The 18,222-nt window shown below is 66.4% G+C and carries 12 protein-coding genes; 4 read left to right on the plus strand and 8 right to left on the minus strand.

Going from position 1 to position 18,222, the window contains the following annotated elements; genetic code table 11:
• Positions 1 to 34: 34 nt before the first annotated feature.
• Both AC1Q7Q_RS07790 and AC1Q7Q_RS07795 read left to right on the plus strand, forming a co-directional pair.
• Positions 35 to 3,373: an acetyl-CoA carboxylase family protein gene (locus AC1Q7Q_RS07790; protein ID WP_492374457.1), complete on the plus strand. Its 3,339-nt coding sequence runs from the start codon at positions 35 to 37 to the stop codon at positions 3,371 to 3,373.
• 20 nt (positions 3,374 to 3,393) lie between these two features.
• Entirely contained in the window at positions 3,394 to 4,734 is a 1,341-nt protein-coding gene (locus tag AC1Q7Q_RS07795; RefSeq protein WP_492374458.1) for a branched-chain amino acid ABC transporter substrate-binding protein, read from the plus strand.
• Positions 4,735 to 4,742: 8 nt separating this feature from the next.
• Here AC1Q7Q_RS07795 and AC1Q7Q_RS07800 read toward each other — a convergent pair whose 3' ends face one another.
• Complete coding sequence (locus AC1Q7Q_RS07800; RefSeq protein WP_492374459.1) at positions 4,743 to 5,936, minus strand: aminopeptidase; 1,194 nt, start codon at positions 5,934 to 5,936, stop codon at positions 4,743 to 4,745.
• A 5-nt stretch (positions 5,937 to 5,941) separates the two neighbouring features.
• Positions 5,942 to 8,062 (minus strand): molybdopterin-containing oxidoreductase family protein, encoded by a 2,121-nt coding sequence (locus tag AC1Q7Q_RS07805; RefSeq protein ID WP_492374460.1) that lies wholly within the window; start codon positions 8,060 to 8,062, stop codon positions 5,942 to 5,944.
• Positions 8,063 to 8,374: 312 nt separating this feature from the next.
• Between AC1Q7Q_RS07805 and AC1Q7Q_RS07810 the strand changes: the two genes are divergently transcribed.
• Complete coding sequence (locus AC1Q7Q_RS07810; protein ID WP_416049761.1) at positions 8,375 to 9,544, plus strand: ABC transporter substrate-binding protein; 1,170 nt, start codon at positions 8,375 to 8,377, stop codon at positions 9,542 to 9,544.
• 54 nt (positions 9,545 to 9,598) lie between these two features.
• On the opposite strand, the gene AC1Q7Q_RS07815 is transcribed toward AC1Q7Q_RS07810, so the two are convergent.
• The 5 genes from AC1Q7Q_RS07815 to AC1Q7Q_RS07835 form a co-directional block, all read right to left on the minus strand.
• Positions 9,599 to 10,663 carry an ABC transporter ATP-binding protein gene (locus tag AC1Q7Q_RS07815; protein WP_416049762.1) on the minus strand — a complete coding sequence of 355 codons (1,065 nt, stop codon included), beginning with the start codon at positions 10,661 to 10,663 and terminating at the stop codon, positions 9,599 to 9,601.
• Complete coding sequence (locus AC1Q7Q_RS07820; protein ID WP_492374461.1) at positions 10,660 to 11,658, minus strand: ABC transporter ATP-binding protein; 999 nt, start codon at positions 11,656 to 11,658, stop codon at positions 10,660 to 10,662. The genes AC1Q7Q_RS07815 and AC1Q7Q_RS07820 overlap by 4 nt, the downstream gene beginning before the upstream one ends.
• Positions 11,659 to 11,679: 21 nt before the next feature.
• Positions 11,680 to 12,597 carry an ABC transporter permease gene (locus AC1Q7Q_RS07825; protein ID WP_492374462.1) on the minus strand — a complete coding sequence of 306 codons (918 nt, stop codon included), beginning with the start codon at positions 12,595 to 12,597 and terminating at the stop codon, positions 11,680 to 11,682.
• Positions 12,598 to 12,601: 4 nt separating this feature from the next.
• A complete protein-coding gene (locus AC1Q7Q_RS07830; RefSeq protein ID WP_006163472.1) occupies positions 12,602 to 13,579 on the minus strand; it encodes an ABC transporter permease in 978 nt (325 codons plus the stop codon).
• Between the two features lie 233 nt (positions 13,580 to 13,812).
• Positions 13,813 to 15,399, minus strand: coding sequence for an ABC transporter substrate-binding protein (locus tag AC1Q7Q_RS07835; RefSeq protein ID WP_043349901.1), 1,587 nt, complete (start codon positions 15,397 to 15,399; stop codon positions 13,813 to 13,815).
• A 311-nt stretch (positions 15,400 to 15,710) separates the two neighbouring features.
• On the opposite strand from AC1Q7Q_RS07835, the gene AC1Q7Q_RS07840 reads away from it, so the two are divergent.
• Positions 15,711 to 16,904, plus strand: a complete 1,194-nt coding sequence (locus AC1Q7Q_RS07840) for a M20 aminoacylase family protein (protein WP_492374464.1) — start codon at positions 15,711 to 15,713, stop codon at positions 16,902 to 16,904.
• A gap of 7 nt (positions 16,905 to 16,911) precedes the next feature.
• On the opposite strand, the gene AC1Q7Q_RS07845 is transcribed toward AC1Q7Q_RS07840, so the two are convergent.
• On the minus strand, positions 16,912 to 17,742 hold the full coding sequence (locus AC1Q7Q_RS07845; RefSeq protein ID WP_492374465.1) for a DUF3047 domain-containing protein: 831 nt from the start codon (positions 17,740 to 17,742) through the stop codon (positions 16,912 to 16,914).
• Positions 17,743 to 18,222 lie beyond the last annotated feature (480 nt).

The following is an 18,222-nucleotide window of genomic DNA, read 5'->3' on the forward strand; positions in this document are numbered from 1 at the left end:
CTATGAACTCCGCCACACTCACCTTCTTCGCATCATGACGTTCTGCAAGCTACTGATCGCCAATCGCGGTGAAATCGCCATCCGCATCGCCCGCGCCGCCGCGGCAATGGGCCTGGAAAGCGTGGCGCTTTATAGCGAGGACGATCGCGACGCCCTCCACGTACGCAAGGCCGATGGCGCGGTGGCGCTGCCCGGCACCGGCCCGCGCGCCTACCTCGACATCGCGCAGGTAGTGGACGCCGCGCGCCGCAGTGGCTGCGACGTGGTCCACCCGGGTTACGGCCTGTTGTCCGAGAACGCGGAGTTTGCCCAGGCCTGCCTGGATGCCGGCCAGGCCTTCGTCGGCCCCGCACCCGACGTGCTGCGCCTGTTCGGCGACAAGGCGCGCGCGCGCGCGCTGGCGCACGAGTGCGACGTGCCGGTGGTGCCGGGCTCCACCGGGCCGACGACACTGGAAGCGACGCATGCGTTCTTTGCCTCGCTGCAAGCGCCAGGCAAGGCGGCGGGCATGATGATCAAGGCGCTGGCCGGCGGCGGCGGGCGCGGCATGCGCGCGGTGCACGCGGCAGCGGACATCGACGAGGCTTATGCCCGCTGCGTCTCCGAGGCCACGGCTGCGTTCGGCAACGGCGCCGTCTACGTGGAGCGCATCGTGCATGCGCCGCGCCATATCGAGATCCAGGTAGTGGCAGATGCGGCCGGCGGCGTGATCGCCCTGGGCGAGCGCGAATGCAGCCTGCAGCGCAGGCACCAGAAGCTGGTTGAAGTGGCGCCCAGCCCTTCGCTCGATGCAGGCATGCGTGCGCGCCTGGCCCAGGCCGCGATCACGCTGGCGCGCGCCAGCGCCTATCGCGGCATCGGCACCTTTGAGTTCCTGCTGGGTGCGGATGCTGCGAATGGTGCGGATGGCGAGTTCTGGTTCATGGAGGCCAATCCGCGCCTACAGGTGGAGCACACCGTCACGGAAATGGTGACCGGCGTGGACCTGGTCCAGCTGCAGCTGGCCATTGCCGCCGGACAGGATCTCGGCCACCTCGGGCTGGCGCAAGCGCCCGCGCCGCGCGGCATCGCGGTGCAGTTGCGCATCAACGCCGAGCACCTCGACGCGCAGGGGCAGCTGCGCCCCGCCAGCGGCCGCATCGATGCCTACGAGCCGCCCAGCGGCCCCGGCGTGCGCGTCGATGGCGCGGGCCATGCCGGCATGACGCTCAATCCGCGTTTCGACTCGCTGCTGGCCAAGCTGATCGTGCATGAGCCAGGCGGCAACTACGCGCGCGCGCTGGCCCAGGCCTATCGGGCGCTGTGCGAGTTCCGCATCGAAGGCATCGACACCAACCGCAGGCTGCTGCAGGACCTGCTGCTGCGCGACGATGTGCGGCGCAACGCAGTCCACACGCAGTACCTGGACGCGGCGCTACCGGCCCTCGTTGCGCAGTCGCAGGGCAGCGATCCCGGCCATCCGGCGCTGCATGCGGTGGCCGCGGCCAGCGGCCCGCAAGCGCTCGCATCCACGCCGCCGGACGACCTGCCCGAGGATGCCGAGCTGCTCAGCGCACCCATGGACGGCGCGCTGGCAGCGGTGCAGGTGCGCCCCGGCGACCGCGTGCGGCGCGGCCAATCGCTGGCCATCATCGAAGCCATGAAGATGGAGCACCCGCTGGAAGCGCCGGGCGCGGGCGAAGTGCTACGCGTGCTGGCCACGCCCGGCGACGTGCTGCGCGCGGGCGCACCGGTGATCGTGCTGTCGCTGGATGACGGTGGCCATCATGGAGCGCAGGCCGGCGCCGCCGTGGATCCCGCCCATATCCGCGCGGACCTGCGCGACGCCCTGGCCCGCCACGCGCTCACGCAGGATGCGGCCCGCCCGCAGGCGGTGGACAAGCACCATGCCCGCGGCGGGCGCACCGCGCGCGAGAACATCGCCCAGCTGTGCGATGCAGGCTCGTTCATCGAGTACGGCGCGCTCGCCATCGCCGCGCAACGCCAGCGCCGCAGCGTGGAAGACCTGGAGCGCGCGACGCCGGCCGACGGCATCGTCACCGGCATTGGCACCGTCAACGCCGAACGCTTCCCGGCCACGGATGCGCGCTGCATGGTGCTGGCGTACGACTACACGGTGCTGGCCGGCACCCAGGGCTTCTACGGCCACAAGAAACTGGACCGCATGCTGGCGCTGGCGCGCCAGTGGCGCCTGCCGGTGGTGCTGTTCGCCGAAGGCGGCGGCGGGCGGCCCGGAGACACTGACACCCCGGTGGTGGCCGGGCTGGATTGCACGTCCTTCATCCAGTTCGCGCGGCTGTCCGGCCAGGTGCCGCTGGTGGGCATCGTCTCCGGGCGCTGCTTTGCCGGCAATGCCGCGCTGCTAGGCTGCGCCGACGTGATCATCGCCACGCGCAACGCCACCATCGGCATGGGCGGCCCGGCCATGATCGAAGGCGGCGGGCTCGGCGTGTTCGCTCCGGAGGAAGTCGGCCCGGTGAGCGTGCAAGCACCCAATGGCGTGATCGACGTGCTGGTCGACGACGAGATAGCGGCGGTGGAGACGGCGCGCCGCTACCTGTCCTATTTCCAGGGCGACCTGCCCAACTGGGAAGCCGGCGATGCGCGCGCGCTGCGCCACCTGATCCCTGAGAACCGGCTGCGCAGCTACGACATGCGTGGCGTGCTCGCAGCGCTCGCCGATCACGACTCCGTGCTGGAGCTGCGCGCCGCCTTTGGCGCGGGCATCATCACCGCGCTGATCCGCATCGAGGGCCGCGCCTTTGGCTGCATCGCCAACAACCCGCGGCACCTGGGCGGCGCCATCGATGCCGCGGCCGCCGACAAGGCCGCGCGCTTCATGCAGTTGTGCGATGCGCACGGCTTGCCCATCGTCTCGCTGTGCGACACGCCTGGCTTCATGGTGGGACCGGAGGCGGAAAAGACCGCCACGGTGCGCCACGTCTCGCGCTTGTTCGTCACCGCCGGCGCGCTGCGCGTACCCTTCTTCACCGTGGTGCTGCGCAAGGGCTATGGGCTCGGCGCGCAAGCCATGGCTGGCGGCAGCTTCAGCGCGCCGTTCTTTACCGCAGCCTGGCCCAGCGGCGAGTTCGGCGCGATGGGCATTGAGGGCTCGATCCGGCTGGGTTTTCGCAAGGAACTGGAAGCGGTGGCCGACCCGGACGAGCGCGAAGCCTTGTTTGCGCGCATGATCGAGGGCGCCTACCAGCGTGGCCGAGCGCTTAATATGGCTAGCCACCTGGAAATCGACGCCGTCATCGACCCGGCCGACACACGCCACTGGCTGCTGCGCGGCCTGGCCTCCGCGCTCCCGGCATCGGCCGCGCGCGATACGCCGGCGGCCGGATCGCGCCGTTTCATCGACACGTGGTGACAAGCAGAAGGAGAGGATCGATGTCCCATGACTTGAGGCACGCGCCACGCGCCGCCGCCAGGATCGCCGCGCTGGCGTGTGGCGTGTTCATGCGCAGCGTCGCCGTTGCCGCGCTCGCGCTGGCCGGCGCGCTGCCGCTACAGGCCCAGGAAAAGGCGCAGGAAAAAACGCAGGACGCCGCCGCACCCATCAAGGTGGCGTTCATCGACCAGTTGTCCGGGCCGCTGGCCAACGTGGGCCAGATCTTCCAGGCCAACCTGAAGTTCGCGCTCGACGACGCCAACGCCCAAGGCGGCGTGCTCGGGCGCAACTACGCGCTGGTGAGCTACGACAACAAGCTCTCTGCGCAGGAAAGCCTCATCGCGCTGCAAAGCGCGATCGACGCCGGCGTGCAAGTGGTGTTCACCGGCGCATCTGGCTCGCCGGTGGTCACGGCGCTGGTGGAGGCCGTCAACCGGCACAACGAGCGCAACCCCGGGCAGCGCGTGCTGATCATGAACTACGCCTCGCTCGACCCCGACCTGACGGGCGCGCGCTGCAGCTTCTGGCACTTCGCCACCGAGGCGAACACGGCAATGAAAATGCGCGCGCTGGCCAATTTCGCGCGCGAGCAAAAGGGCATGCGCAAGGTCTACCTGCTCAACCAGGATTACACCCAGGGCCGCATCTGGGCAGCACTGGGCCGGCAGATGATCGCGGGAGCGCGGCCCGACGTGCAGTTCGTCGGCGAGGCGCTGCACCCGCTGGCGCGAGTCAAGGACTTCGCGCCGTACATGAGCCGGATCAAGGAAAGCGGCGCCGATACCGTGGTCACGGGCAACTGGGGCCAGGACCTCAGCCTGCTGATCAAGGCCGGCGGCGAGGCCGGCTACGAACTGAACTACCTGAACCATAGCGGCGGCGGCGCGCCCGGCACAGTGCTGGCCGTGTCGCAGGCAAAGAACGCGCACCTGACCTGGGTGGCCGAGTACCTGCCCAACGGCGACGATCCGGTGCTGGCTGCGCTGGCGGCGCGGGTCAGGCAAACCCCGGCGGGCGAGTACTTCGCCCCGCGCGTGCTGATCGCCGTGCAAATGCTCAGCGAGGCGATTCGCCGCGCCAGATCCGACGACCCGACCAGCATCGCGTTTGCGCTCGAGGGCATGCAGTACCGCTCGCCCGTTGGCGACGTGCTGATGCGCAAGAGCGATCACCAGTTGCTGTTGCCGCAGGTGGTCTCGACCATTGCGCCGGTGGACGGCAAGACCGTCAAGGTTGGCGTGGAAGGCACGCAGTACGGCTTCCGCCTCGACAGCACGACGGCAGGGGGAGACCTGAACCTGCCCTCTGTCTGCCGGATGAAGCGCCCAACGGGCACCTAGTCAGTCCATCAAGGCTTGGCACCCGCCGCGGGCGCGGATGGCATGTCGGGCGCGCCGCTGGCGCGTGCCGCGCCGATCGCGGCCCCTACCGCGGTCCCGCTCTCGCCGGCGGTCAGCGCGTCACCGCCGCTGGCCGGGGGCGCCAGCTCACGCAGGCGGGCATCGCGTTCGGCGCGCGGCAGATCGCCGATGCGCCTGACCTCGGCATAGAACGCCGTCCAGTCGCCACCGTTTTGCGCCAGGAGCACCGTGAAAGCCGGCACCCATTGCTGGTAGGTCGCCACCGCGGCAAGCTGCGCATTGGTCAGCGGCCGCTCGAACCAGCGATCGTAGCCGCTGTAGCCGCCCCACTCTTCCTTGAGCTTCGCATAGCGCGCACGCAGGCCGGCGAAGATTTCCGTCTTGCCCGCGCGCTTGGCATCGTCTGACAGGGGCGAGTGATAGAGCGCATCGAGGCGATCGCGCGCGTCCAGCAGCATCGCGCGAAATTGCTGGCGGCGCAGGTCGTACTGGCGGTAGCTGGCGCGGGCATCGGGCGACGCCGCGAGCGCCAGCCAGCGCTCCACCCCGGCCGTTTCCACCGCGGTGGCAAAAGACTCGTTGAAGGTGGTGTCATTGCGCACATAGACCACCTGGTGCGCCAGTTCGTGGAAGATCAGCCGTGCCAGCTCGCCTTCGGGCTGATAGACGAAGGTATTGAGCAGCGGGTCGTCGAAATAGCCCAGCGTGGAATACGCCGGGATGCCGGCGACATACGGCTCCAGGCCCTCCTTGCGCAGGCCCTGCGCATAGCCGTCGGCATCTTCCTGCGCGTAATAGCCGCGGTAACTGATGCAGCCCACCACCAGGAAGCACCACTTGTGCAGTTCCATCGACAGCTCGGGGGTGGCGAACACGCTCCACACCACATACGACCGGTGCAGGTTGGCGTAGCGCCGGTAGCTGCCGTTGTCCGGCAGCTTCAGCTCATGCGAAGCAAAGTCGCGGATGGTGCCGGCGAGGGCCAGGCGCTGAGCCAGCCGCGTGTCCTTGGCTTGCTGGGCCGCGGCAATGGCGTCGGGCAATGGCCGGGAATCCGCCATCACCCCAAGGTGGCCGCCGATTGACTGCGCGTAGTAGCCGACCGTGTCGCAGCCGGACAGCAGCGCGGCAAGCCCCAGTGCAGCCAGGGCTTGAAGCGTGCGTGCCGGGCGCAGGTTCATGGTGGCTAGGCGGTGGCGGCGGCCGTGGCCGTGGCCGTGGCCGGTGCAGCTTCCACTTGCACCAGGCAATCGTAGAACACCGGCGCACGGCCCAGGTCGGTCAGCCGCTGGCTGGTGAGCTCGTTGGCGTTCTTGCCATCCGGCGCCAGCTTCTTCCACCAGATCGACAGCCCCACCACCAGCCCGCGCCGGGCCCGGTCGGTCACGCGCGCCCGCGCCAGCATGCTGCCGCGGTCGTTGAAGGCGCGCACCATGCTGCCACTGGCGATACCGCGCGGGGCGGCGTCATCAGGATGGATGTCCAGGTGCGGCTCGCCTTCGGTGGCGCGCAGGCTGTCGACGTTGACGAACGAGCTGTTGAGGAAATTGCGCGCCGGCGGCGAGATCATCGCCAGCGGATAGCGCGCAGCCAGTTCCGGCGCGGTCGCGGGGGTCTCGTACGGGGGCACGTAGTCGGGCAAGGGATCGAGGCCGTCGCGGCGCATGATCTCCGAGTAGAACTCGCACTTGCCGGACGCCGTGGCAAAGCCGCCTTCGGCGAGCGGCGCCGCCGGCAGGTTGAGCTTTTGCCAGCCCTGTGCCTTGAGGGACTCCCAACTGATGCCTGCCGCGCGCGGGTCCGTGGCCACGATGGCCTGGGCGGCGATATCTTCGTCGCTATCGGCAAAGCACGGCTCGGCAAAGCCCATGCGCTGGGCCAGGCGGCGGAAGATCTCGGTGTTGGGCACGGCCTCGCCCAGCGGCGCGATGGCCTGGTTGTTGGCCAGGAAGTACGTATGGCCGTAGGCCTTGTGCACATCCACGTGCTCGAGCTGGGTGGTGGCCGGCAGCAGGATGTCGGCGTAGTCAGCCGTATCGGTGCGGAACTGCTCCAGCACCACGGTGAACAGGTCCTCACGGGCGAAGCCTTCGGCCACCTTGGTCGACTGCGGCGCTACCGCCACCGGGTTGCTGTTGTAGACCACCAGCGCCTCGATCTTCGGGTTGCCCGCGCCGTCACCGGCATCCAGCAGCGCGTCACCGATGGTGCTCATGTTGACCGTGCGCGGCAGCGCCGGCAGGCCCGGCAGCAGGTCCGGGCGCTGTAGCGCCAGGTTGTCCACCGGGAAGAAGCCCGATGTGGACAGCTGCAGGCCCCCGGCCGCGTGGCGCCAGGCCCCCACCAGCGACGGCAGGCAGGCCACAGCGCGCACCGCCTGGCCGCCGCCGTGCGAACGCTGCATGCCATAGTTCAGGCGGATCGCCACCGGCTGGCGCTCGCGCACCGCGAGTTGCCCGTAGAGGCCGGCCAGCCATTCGATGTCATCCACGCTGACGCCACAAATCTCGGCCGCGCGCTGCGGCGTGTAGGCCTGGGCACGCTCGCGCAGCGCCTCGAAGCCCACCGTGTGGCTCGCGATGTACTCAAAGTCGAGCAGGCCGTCGCGCATCAGCACGTGCATCATCGCCAGCGCCAGCGCGCCGTCGGTGCCGGGCATCAAGGCGATGTGGCGATGGCATTTCTCGGCGGTCAGCGAGCGGTACGGGTCGATCGCCACCAGGGTGGCGCCACGCCGCTTGGCTTGCTGCACCCGCGTCCAGAAATGCAGGTTGGAGGCGATGGGGTTGCCGCCCCAGATGATGATGAGCTTGGCATCGGGCACATGCTCGATATCCATGCCGATGCTGGCGCCATAGGTGTAGCGCAGCGCGGTGGCACCAGCGCTGGCGCAGATCGTGCGGTCAAGCAGCGAGGCGCCCAGCTTGTGAAAGAAGCGCGCCGCCATGCTCTCGCCCTGCACCAGCCCCATGGTGCCGGCATAGCTGTACGGCAGGATGGCCTGCGGGTCGCGCGCGGCGATGGCAGACAAGCGCGTGGCCACGGTGTCCAGCGCCTCGTCCCAGGAAATCGGCTCGAACTTGCCTTCGCCCTTGCGGCCGACCCGCTTCATCGGCGTCAGCAGGCGGTCGGGGTGGTAAGTGCGGTCCGTGTAGCGCGACACCTTGGTGCACAGCACGCCCTGGGTGCCGGGATGGTCGGGATCTCCCGCCACCTTGGTCGCGCGGCCGTCTTCAACGGTGACGAGCAAGGCACAGGTATCAGGACAATCGTGCGGGCAAGCGGCACGGACGATGCGGGAAGCCATGGATTCTCCTGGCAAGCAATTGGGGACGGGCGGCGCGACTGCCATGGGGCAGCAGCATTGGGGCGGCTGAGCGGCCACACGCGGCGGGGCCTGGTCACCGTGCAGAAAGGCCGTTGCCGGACTAGCCTGGTGGCGTCGCGTGTTGTATGCCGGCGTCGCCCCGACGGGCACCGCCGGGGGAAATTGTTAGGCTCCGATTGTATTCGATTATGATAGCCCGACGCTGCGCCAGGGGATGGCGCCAGGGCAGCGCCGGCACAGACCGGCAAGGCATTCACGGGTAAAGAACACACCGTTTTTCACGGGGAAACCATGCAAGTGCATTCTGGGGTCAGGGCCTGGCGCATTGCCGGCCTGCTGGTGGCATGCGCCATCGGCTCATTCGTTGCCAATGCCAGCGCCGAGAACGGCGTCAGCGCGGACACCATCCTGCTGGGCCAGTCGGCTGCGCTCACCGGGCCTACCGCCATGCTAGGCAAGCAGCTCAATTCTGGCGCGCAGCTCTACTTCGACTACATCAACCAGCACGGCGGCATCTACGGCCGCAAGATCGAGCTCAAGGTGCTGGACGACTTCAACGAGCCGGAATCCGCCGCCAAGAATACCCGCGCGCTGATCGACGAGGACCACGCCTTCGCGCTGTTCGGCTACGTCGGCACGGAGACCGGCGAGGCCTCGCTGCCGCTGGCCACCCAGGCCAGGGTGCCGTTCTTCGCGCCCTACAGCGGCGCCCAGTCGCTGCGCGAGCCGTTCAACCGCTATGCCTTCCACGTGCGCGCCGGCTTCAACGAGGAAGCCGCGGCCATCCTGCGCCAGGTCCGCGTCACCGGCCTCAAGCGGGTCGCCGTGGTCTACAACGAGGACGCCTACGGCAAGGCCGGCCTGGAAGCGCTCGAGCGCGCCCTCAAGGCCGCGCCCGACAGCGGCGTGCAGATCGTCGCCCGCGAGGGCGTGGTGCGCAATACGGTGGAGATCGGCGACGCCATGCAGGGCTCCATGAAGTCCAAGCCCGACGCGGTGGTGATGATCAACGCGTACCGGACCACTGGTGCCTTCGTGAAGGAAGCGCTGCGCCGCGGCTTCAATGGCCAGTTCTATAACGTCTCGTTCGTCGGCACCCAGGCACTCGCCAAGGAAGTCGGCGCCAAGGGCAGCGGCGTGATCATCTCGCAAGTCATGCCCCACCCAGGCAATGCCACGCTGCCGGTGGTGCGCGAATACCTGCGCCTGCTGCAGGCGGCCGGCAAGCCCAACGAGTTCGACTACGCCAGCATCGAAGGATTCATCGCCGCCAAGGCCTTTGTCGAAGGCACGCGCCGCGCCGGCAAGGACCTCACCCGCGAAAAGCTGATCACCGCGCTGGAAAGCATGAGAAACGTCGACCTCGGCGGCTACATCATCAACTTCAGCCCGGACAGCCACGTCGGCTCGAAATTTGTCGAGATGACCATCATCAACTCGCGGGGGCAGGTCATCCGCTGATGGGCACATGGCCCGTCTCGCGCACGCGTGAGACGGGCCATGTGCTGACAGCACCTACGCCATGTCGTTCAGGTGGCAAGCCGAAAACCGCATCGGCGCGATTTCCTTCAACAACGGCTGCTCCTCCCGGCAACGCGGCATCGCGTGCGGGCAGCGCGGATGGAAATGGCAACCCGGCGGCGGATTCAGCGGCGAAGGGATCTCGCCCTTGATCGCGACGAAGGTCTTCTTGCCCACTTCCAGCTTCGGGGCCTCGGCCAGCAGCGCCTGCGTGTAGGGATGGTTGGGGCTGGCGAAGACATCTTCCGCCGGCGCCGACTCCACCACCCGCCCCAGGTACATGATCACCACCCGGTCGCTGATGTGCTTGACCACGCCCAGGTCATGGCTGATGAACAGGTAGGTCAGGTTCAAGTCCTGCCGCAAGCGCATGAAGAGATTCAGCACCTGCGCCTGGATCGAGACATCCAGCGCCGCCACCGACTCATCGCACACCAGGAATTCCGGCTTGACCGCCAGCGCACGCGCTATGCCGATGCGCGCGCGTTGCCCGCCCGAGAACTGGTGCGGAAAACGCCGCAGCACGGTGGGGTCCATGCCCACGCGCACCAGCATGTCTTCCACGTAGCGCTTCTGCTCGCTGGCCGGCACCATGCCGTGCACGACCGGCGCCTCGCCAACGATATCCATCACGCGCAGGCGCGGATTCAGCGATGCATACGGATCCTGGAAGATCATCTGGATCGCCAGCTGCTTCTCGCGCTTCTTTTCCGGCGGCAGGCGGTCCAGGTCAACGCCCCGCCACAAGCGGGAGCCTTCGGTCAGCGAATGCAGGCCCACCGCCATGCGGCCCAGCGTGGACTTGCCACAGCCGGACTCGCCGACGAGGCCCACCACCTCGCCCGCGCGAATGGACAGGTCGACCCGGTCGACCGCATGCACTACCTCCTCCTTCGCCCCAGCGCCGAAGAGATTGGCGATCTTGGCTGCGGCGTCGAGCGATTTGACGAAGCGCTTGGACACGCCTCGCAACTCGAGGATGGGCGCGTTGGGCGTGGGTTCCGCGCTGGAATCAGTTGTCATGGCGGCGAGGGCGGGATCAACAACGGCGGCGCTCATGCGGCCTCCTGCTGGGAGAGAACCGGATGAAAGCAGCGCAGGCGGCGCCCGTCTGCCGCGGTGTCGAGCGGCGGCGCGGTCTTGCACACATCGGTAGCGTAAGCGCAGCGCTCGCGGAAAGCACAACCAGCCGGCAGGTTCAGCAACGATGGCGTCATGCCGGGAATCTGCCGCAGCGGCGCGCCACGCGGGTTGCGCGACGGCGCGGAGCTGATCAGGCCGTGCGTGTAGGGATGCTCGGGCCGCTCCAGCACCTGGCGCACATCGCCGGCTTCGACGATCTTGCCCGCGTACATCACACACACGGTATCGGCCAGGCCGGCCACCACGGACAGGTCGTGGGTGATCCAGATCAGCGCGGTGCCGGACTCGCGGCACAGCTTCTGCATCTCGTACAGGATCTGGCCCTGGATGGTTACGTCCAGCGCGGTGGTGGGCTCGTCGGCGATGATCAGGTCGGGCTTGTTCAGCAGCGCGATGGCAATCGCCACGCGCTGGCGCATGCCGCCCGAGAACTGATGGGGATAGGCGCGCAGGCGCTCGTCCGGCGAAGGAATGCCGACGCGTGCCAGCGCGTTGCGGGAGCGCTCGCGCGCCACCGCCTTGTCGACCTTCTCATGCGCCAGCACGGCTTCGATCATTTGCGTGTCGATGCGCAGGACCGGGTTCAACGTCATCATCGGATCCTGGAAGATCATCGCGATGCGGTTGCCGCGCACATCGCGCATCTGGGCCGGCGTGAGGTTGCGCAGGTCGCGCGTGACGCCGTCGCGGCTGGTCAGCTCGATGCGGCCATCCACCACTTTGCCGGGCGGATCGATCAGGCCCATGATCGAGTAGCCGGTCATCGACTTGCCCGATCCGGACTCGCCCACCAGGCCCATGATCTCGCCTCGATCAACCGAGAACGAGACATCGTCGACGGCGCGCGCGACACCGCCGCGCGTGAAAAACTGGGTCTTGAGGCCTTCCACCACAAGGGTCGGTTTGCTCATATTCGCTCCTGTCGTGCTGCGTTACTGCGTTTGCAGGCGCGGATTGAGTACATCGCGAAGCTGGTCGGCGACCAGGTTCATGGCCACGATGGTGACCACCAGCGCAATGCCCGGGAAGAAGCTGATCCAGTACTTGCCGGACAACATGTATTGCTGTCCGTTGGCGATCAGCGAGCCCAGCGACGGCTCGGTAATGGGCACGCCCAGGCCAAGGAAGGACAGCGTGGCCTCCAGCGTGATGGCGGACGCCACCTGCAGTGCCGCGATCACGATCAGGGGCGGCAGGCAGTTGGGCAGCAGGTGGCGGAACATGATCCGCCCCGGCGGCAGGCCCAGGCAGGTGGCGGCCTCGATATATTCCTTGCGCCGCTCCACAAGCGCCGCGCTGCGGGTGGTGCGGGCGTAGTAAGCCCACTGCACCGCCACCAGCGCGATCACGATATTGCCGATGCCGGGCCGCAGGAACGCCAGCAGGATCAACGCCAGCAGGATGGGCGGAAACGACAGCTGCAGGTCGGCCACGCGCATGATGATGGCCTCGACGCGGCCGCCGAGGAAACCGGCGATCAGGCCGAGCGTGGCACCCAGCAGCAGCGCGATCACGGTGCTGACCACGCCCACGCCGATGCTGATGCGCAGGCCGTACATCACGGCCGAGAGAATGTCGCGGCCCTGCTCGTCCGAGCCAAGCAGGAAGGTCATGCCACTGCCGGACTGCTCGCCCGGGGCCATGCGCGCATCGAGCACGTCGAGCGTAGCGAGGTCATACGGGTTCTGCGGCGACAGCCAGGGCGCCAACAGCGCGATCAGCAAGATGATGATCAGCAAGGTCAGGCCGGTTACGGCGATCTTGCTCGAGAAAAACTGGCTGGCGAAGCGCCGCAGCGGGGTCTGCTCGGCTAGCGGCGGGGCCACGGTGGTTTCGGTTGCGGTTGTCATGAGCTCAGCCCTTGTTGTCGGCGATACGCACGCGCGGATCGAGCACGCTGTAGATGATGTCCACCAGCAGGTTGATCAGGATGAACAACGTCACGATCACCATCAGGTAGGCCACGATGACCGGCCGGTCGAGCAACTGGATGGAATCGATGATCAGCTTGCCCATGCCGGGCCAGGCGAAGATCGATTCGGTCACGATGGCAAAGGCGATGATCGAGCCGAACTGCAGGGCAATCACCGTGACGATGGGGATCATGATGTTCTTGAGCACGTGCACGCCCACGATGCGCGTATTCGACAGGCCCTTGGCCCGCGCGAACTTTACGTAATCCATCAGCATCGCTTCCTGCGTGCCGGCCCGCGTGAGACGGATCACCATGGCGATATTGAGCAGCGACAGCGTCACCGCCGGCAGCAGCAAGTGGCGCAGGCCGTCCACCGTCAGGAAGCTGACGGGGATGCCTAGCAGCGAGGTGGTTTCACCGCGCCCGTTGGACGGCAGCCAGCCCAGTTGCACCGCGAACACCATGATCAGCATCAGCCCGACCCAGAAGGTGGGCAGCGAGAAGCCGAGGATGGAAACACCCATGATGGTCTTGCCAGCCACGCCGCCAGGACGCAGGCCCGCCCACAGCCCGAGCGGGATGCCGAGCAGCACGGCCAGCAGGATGGCGCACACGGCCAGTTCCATGGTGGCCGGCATGCGCTCGAAGATCAGCTTGAGCGCGGGCGTGCCGTGCGCGAACGAGGTGCCAAGGTCCCCGTGCAGCGCGTTGCGCAGGAAGATCCAGTATTGTTCCCAGAGGGGCTTGTCGAGTCCGAGCGCCGCGATGGTGCGCTTGATGTCTTCCTGGTCGGCCTGAGGATTGATCAGGATATCGACCGGGTTGCCGATGGCAAAGACGCCCAGGAAAACCAATAGCGACATGACGAAGAGCACGACTACGCTCTGCATCAGGCGCCGAATAATGAAAACCAGCATGTTCGGAAGCTTTCCTTCGCCGATGACAGGCCACGGCGCCTGTGGGCGCCGCCTGGCTGCACCGGCAGTCGGCTCGTGGCTAGGCCCGGCTACCGTCCGGGGATGATTCGCCGGGAAGCGGCCACCCAGACCGCGGACGCTTCCCGCTTTTACCTGCAGATGATCTTGTGTCCGGGGAGCGCGACATTGTGGTCGTGCTCCCCGGCCTCACCGCTACCGCCCAAGGCTTCGCTTCACTGCGGCTTGAAATTGTGTGCGTACGTGCGTTCGTCGGTACGCGGCACGTATGTGATGCCCTTCTGGGTGGCCCAGGTGGTCACCTGCTGGTGGATCGGGATGATACCGCCATCGTTGATGGCGATCGCGGTAGCTTCCTGCAGCAGCTTGGAACGCTCGCCGTCATCCACGGTGGCCAGCGCCTTTTCCAGCACCACGTCCATCTTGGGATTGCAGTACTCGCCCCAGTTGGTCGTGCCAAAGCCCTTCTTCGGATCCTCGCACGCCAGCAGCGCGCGCAGCGGCGAGCTCACTTCGCCGGTTTGCGCACCCCAGCCCAGCAAGCCGAACGAGAATTCGTGCTTGATACCCTTGGAAGAATAGGTTGCCATCGGCATCCCCTCTACCTTGGTCGCAATGCCGATGCGGGTCAGGTTCTGCGCAATGGTCTGAGCGATCTTCTCGTCGTTGACGTAGCGGTTGTTCGGCGTGTGCAGCGTAATGCCGAAGCCGTTCGGATAGCCCGCCTCGGCCAGCAGCTTCTTGGCGCCTTCCGGGTCGTACTTGACCGTCTTCAGGTTCGGGTTGTAGCCGAACAGCGTGGGCGGCACCAGGTTGTTGGTCGGCTCGGCGAGGCCTTCCATCAGGCGGTCCTTGATGCCCTGGCGGTTGATGGCCATGCTGATGGCATTGCGCACGCGCGCATCCTTCAGCGGGTTCTTGTCCATCGGCGCGCCTTCCTTGGTGGTGACAAAAGGCGACTTGTCTTTCTTGTCATCGGTGTACAGGTAGATCACGCGATGCGAGATCTTGGAGAAGAAGGACAGCTTCGGATCCTTGCGCACCTGCGGCAGGTCCGGCGTCGGCACATTCTCGATCGCCTGCACGTCGCCGGACAACAGCGCTGCCATGCGGGTGGCGGGGTTCGGGATGAAGCGCAGCGTCACCTTGTCCCAGGCGGGCTTGGGGCCCCAATAGTCGGGGTTCTTCACCAGCTCGACCCGGTCGTCGCGCGCGTAGCTGACGAACTTGAAGGGGCCGGTGCCGATCATGCCCTTGCCTTGCGCGAAGTCGTCCGAGGTCAGGCCCTGCGTGGCCTTCTTCTGCACGATGAAGATCGACGTCAGGTCGTTCAGCATCAGCGGGTACGGCGTGTTGGTGGTGAGCTGGATGGTGTACTTGTCGATCACCTTCTTGTTGATGATCGCCTTGGTGTAGACGTCGAACTTGCCCGGGCTGTTCTGGATGGTGGACGGACGCTCGAGCGACCAGACGATATCGTCGGTGGTGAGCTCCGAGCCGTCGTGGAACTTCACGCCCTTACGGATCTTGAATTCCCAGGTCAGGTTGTTCACCAGCTTCCAGGACTCGGCCAGGCCGGGAATGATCTTGCTGTCCGCATCCATCTTCACCAGGCACTCGAACATGTGCTCGGAGACGTTGATGTTGGAGAACAGGTTGTAGAAGTGCGGATCCATCGAGGTCGGGGGCGAACTCATGGCCAGCTTGAAATCGACCGCGTGGGCCTGGCTGGCAAAACCGAAGCTCATGGCCGCGGTTACCACCATGGCACCGAATGCCTTCTTGCATGTGCGAAGGGACATCGCGCAATTCTCCAGGGAAGAAATGTAGCAAATGACTACTAAGGGCAGCGCAGGCAAATCAGGCCATGCGCCGCATTTTGGTGCGGCTACGGACGCAACAGGCGGCAACGTTGCCAGGCAAGCACATCAAGCATGAACTGTTCCAGCACTGCACCATGCGGGGCAATGCGGGGAAACCCCCGCGCTGGTTGGCGGTGATGCGCTGCGGGAGCGCCGGTGAAAGTGGCGGAAGTGTCGTGCCGGGCGCCTGTTTTGGCGCTTTGGACTAAGGCGTCGTATGATCGGGGTATCCATCGCCCTCAACTGGCATCATGACACTCATCCCCGAAATTCTTCAGGCGCAGCCTGAAATCCGCGGCATCCGACGCGACATCCATGCCCATCCGGAGCTTTGCTTCAAGGAGGAACGGACTTCCGACGTGGTGGCGCAGAACCTCGCTGCCTGGGGCATCGAGGTCCATCGCGGCCTTGGCACCACGGGCCTGGTCGGCGTGATTCGCAACGGCAGCAGCAAGCGCAGCATCGGCCTTCGCGCCGACATGGATGCCCTGCCGCTGCAGGAGGCCAACACCTTCGGCCACCGCTCGCAGCACGACGGCCGCATGCATGCCTGCGGCCATGACGGCCACACCGCAATGCTGCTAGGTGCGGCACGCTATCTGGCCGAGCACCGGAATTTCGATGGCACCATCAACCTGATCTTCCAGCCGGCCGAAGAAGGCGGAGGCGGCGCGCGCGAGATGATCAAGGATGGCCTGTTCGAGCGCTTCCCGTGCGATGCCGTGTTCGGCATGCACAACTGGCCCGGCATGCCGGCCGGCAGCTTTGGCACCACCGCCGGCCCGCTGATGGCGTCGAGCAATGAATTCCGCATCGTCGTGCGCGGCAAGGGCGCGCATGCTGCGTTGCCGCACAACGGCAACGACCCGGTCTTCACCGGTGCGCAGATCGTGTCCGCGCTGCAGGGCATCATTACCCGCAACAAGCGCCCGATCGATGCCGCCGTGATCTCGGTCACGCAGTTCCACGGCGGCGATGCCACCAACATCGTGCCGGACCAGGTCTGGCTCGGCGGCACGGTGCGCACCTTCACGCTGCCGGTGCTGGACCTGATCGAGCGCCGCATGGAGGAAGTCTCCAAGGCGGTTGCGAGCGCCTTCGATTGCACCGTGGATTTCGAATTTCACCGCAACTATCCGCCCACCGTCAACAGCGCAGCGGAAACCGCGTTCGCCGTCGAAGTGGCGAGCGAACTGGTGGGCGCGGGCAATGTCGACGGCAAGATCGAGCCGACCATGGGCGCCGAGGACTTCTCCTTCATGCTGCTGGAAAAGCCCGGGTGCTACCTGTTCATCGGCAATGGCGAAGGCGTACACCGCGAAGCCGGCCACGGCCTTGGTCCCTGCATGCTGCACAACCCCAGCTACGACTTCAACGACGAGATCCTGCCGGTCGGCTCGACCTTCTTCGTGAAGCTGGCGGAGAAGTGGCTCGCGCCGGCTTGAGCGCGCATCAGTCCAGCGCGATGTCGCCGTACCAGCTTTCGGCGCGGCTCCTGGTGTTGTCGGTATCGGTCATGAGGCCGATCGCCACCACCTTGCCCGGATCGGCCCCGAAGGCCTTGCGATAGTCGGCGCGCAGGTCGCGCCGGTGGCAACGCCATTCGCCGGTATGCCGGGTACCGGAGTCGACCACGATCATCCGCACACGCTCAGTGTGCGGATTCGACACCACGGATCCTTCAGGCTTGCGCCCGCCCCAGATGTACATCAACGTCGCATAAGGCATCTCTCGCCCCGTTGTCAGCCGCGCCATTTCGTACATCAGTTGATCCTTTAACGAGAGGCCGCCTTTGTCGCCATCGAAGGCGACGAAGATGCGCAGCGGCGAGTCCTCGCGCGGGGCCAGTGAGTTGTCAGCGCTACGGATGACGTCGCGCGTTTTCCATGTCCAGTTCAGCATGCCCGGGTCGCGCCCGACCAGTGGTACGTACAGGCCGGATGCAGAACTGTCGGCTTCGGCATGCAACACCATGCGTTGGTCGACTTCTGTCAGGGTATAGCGCGTGGGAATTTTGTTGCGATTGACGGTCCAGGGCTGCCAGCCTGCCGGCTTGCTAAGCCCGCTTGGTGTCGCGGAGAACAAGGGCAGGCGCTTCAGCGTAGGGTGCTCTTCCGGCTCGCTGGACTCGGCATGATCGGCTTCGGCTGGGTCCTGGCTCGTTGCGATCAGGCCCGCTGTCGCGCTCTCGGCGGAAACCGGCGTCTGCGCCGGTTCGGCTAGCCTGAGCTGCTCAATGTGCGCGGCAAAACTGCTGCAGTCGTTCGACGAGAGCGCAGCCATGGCGCCAGGCCCCGACAGCGGGATCGGTCCCCGCGGCGTGGACGCCGTTCCGAGTGTGCCGCAACCCGTCAAAGCAAGCGCACCTACCACGCTGGTCAGTACCAACAGGCAAAATCTGGCCGCCATTCATCCCCCAAACCTGGATGCCACCGCCTGGTCACGCCTGTTGGCGCGCACCGGCCCGGACTTATTTCAATCTTTCGAACTGCGTCAATGCATCGAACCGCGTCACGCCGGACCAAGCCGGAGCTTGAGACAAACGGTAACAGAAGGATATGGGGGAAGGAAGGCTCGGGTACCCTGACGCGGGGATTCCCGGTGTGGCGACAGCGCTGTTTCCGTCGCTACTTCGATTGCACTTTCGATCGCGCAAAAGCAAAACCCCCCAGTACTTTCGTACTGAGGGGTTTCAAGGGAGAGCCTGGCGATTACCTACTTTCACACGGGTATCCGCACTATCATCGGCGTGGAGTCGTTTCA

This window comes from Cupriavidus sp. GW823-FHT07A04 (genome assembly GCF_058794615.1).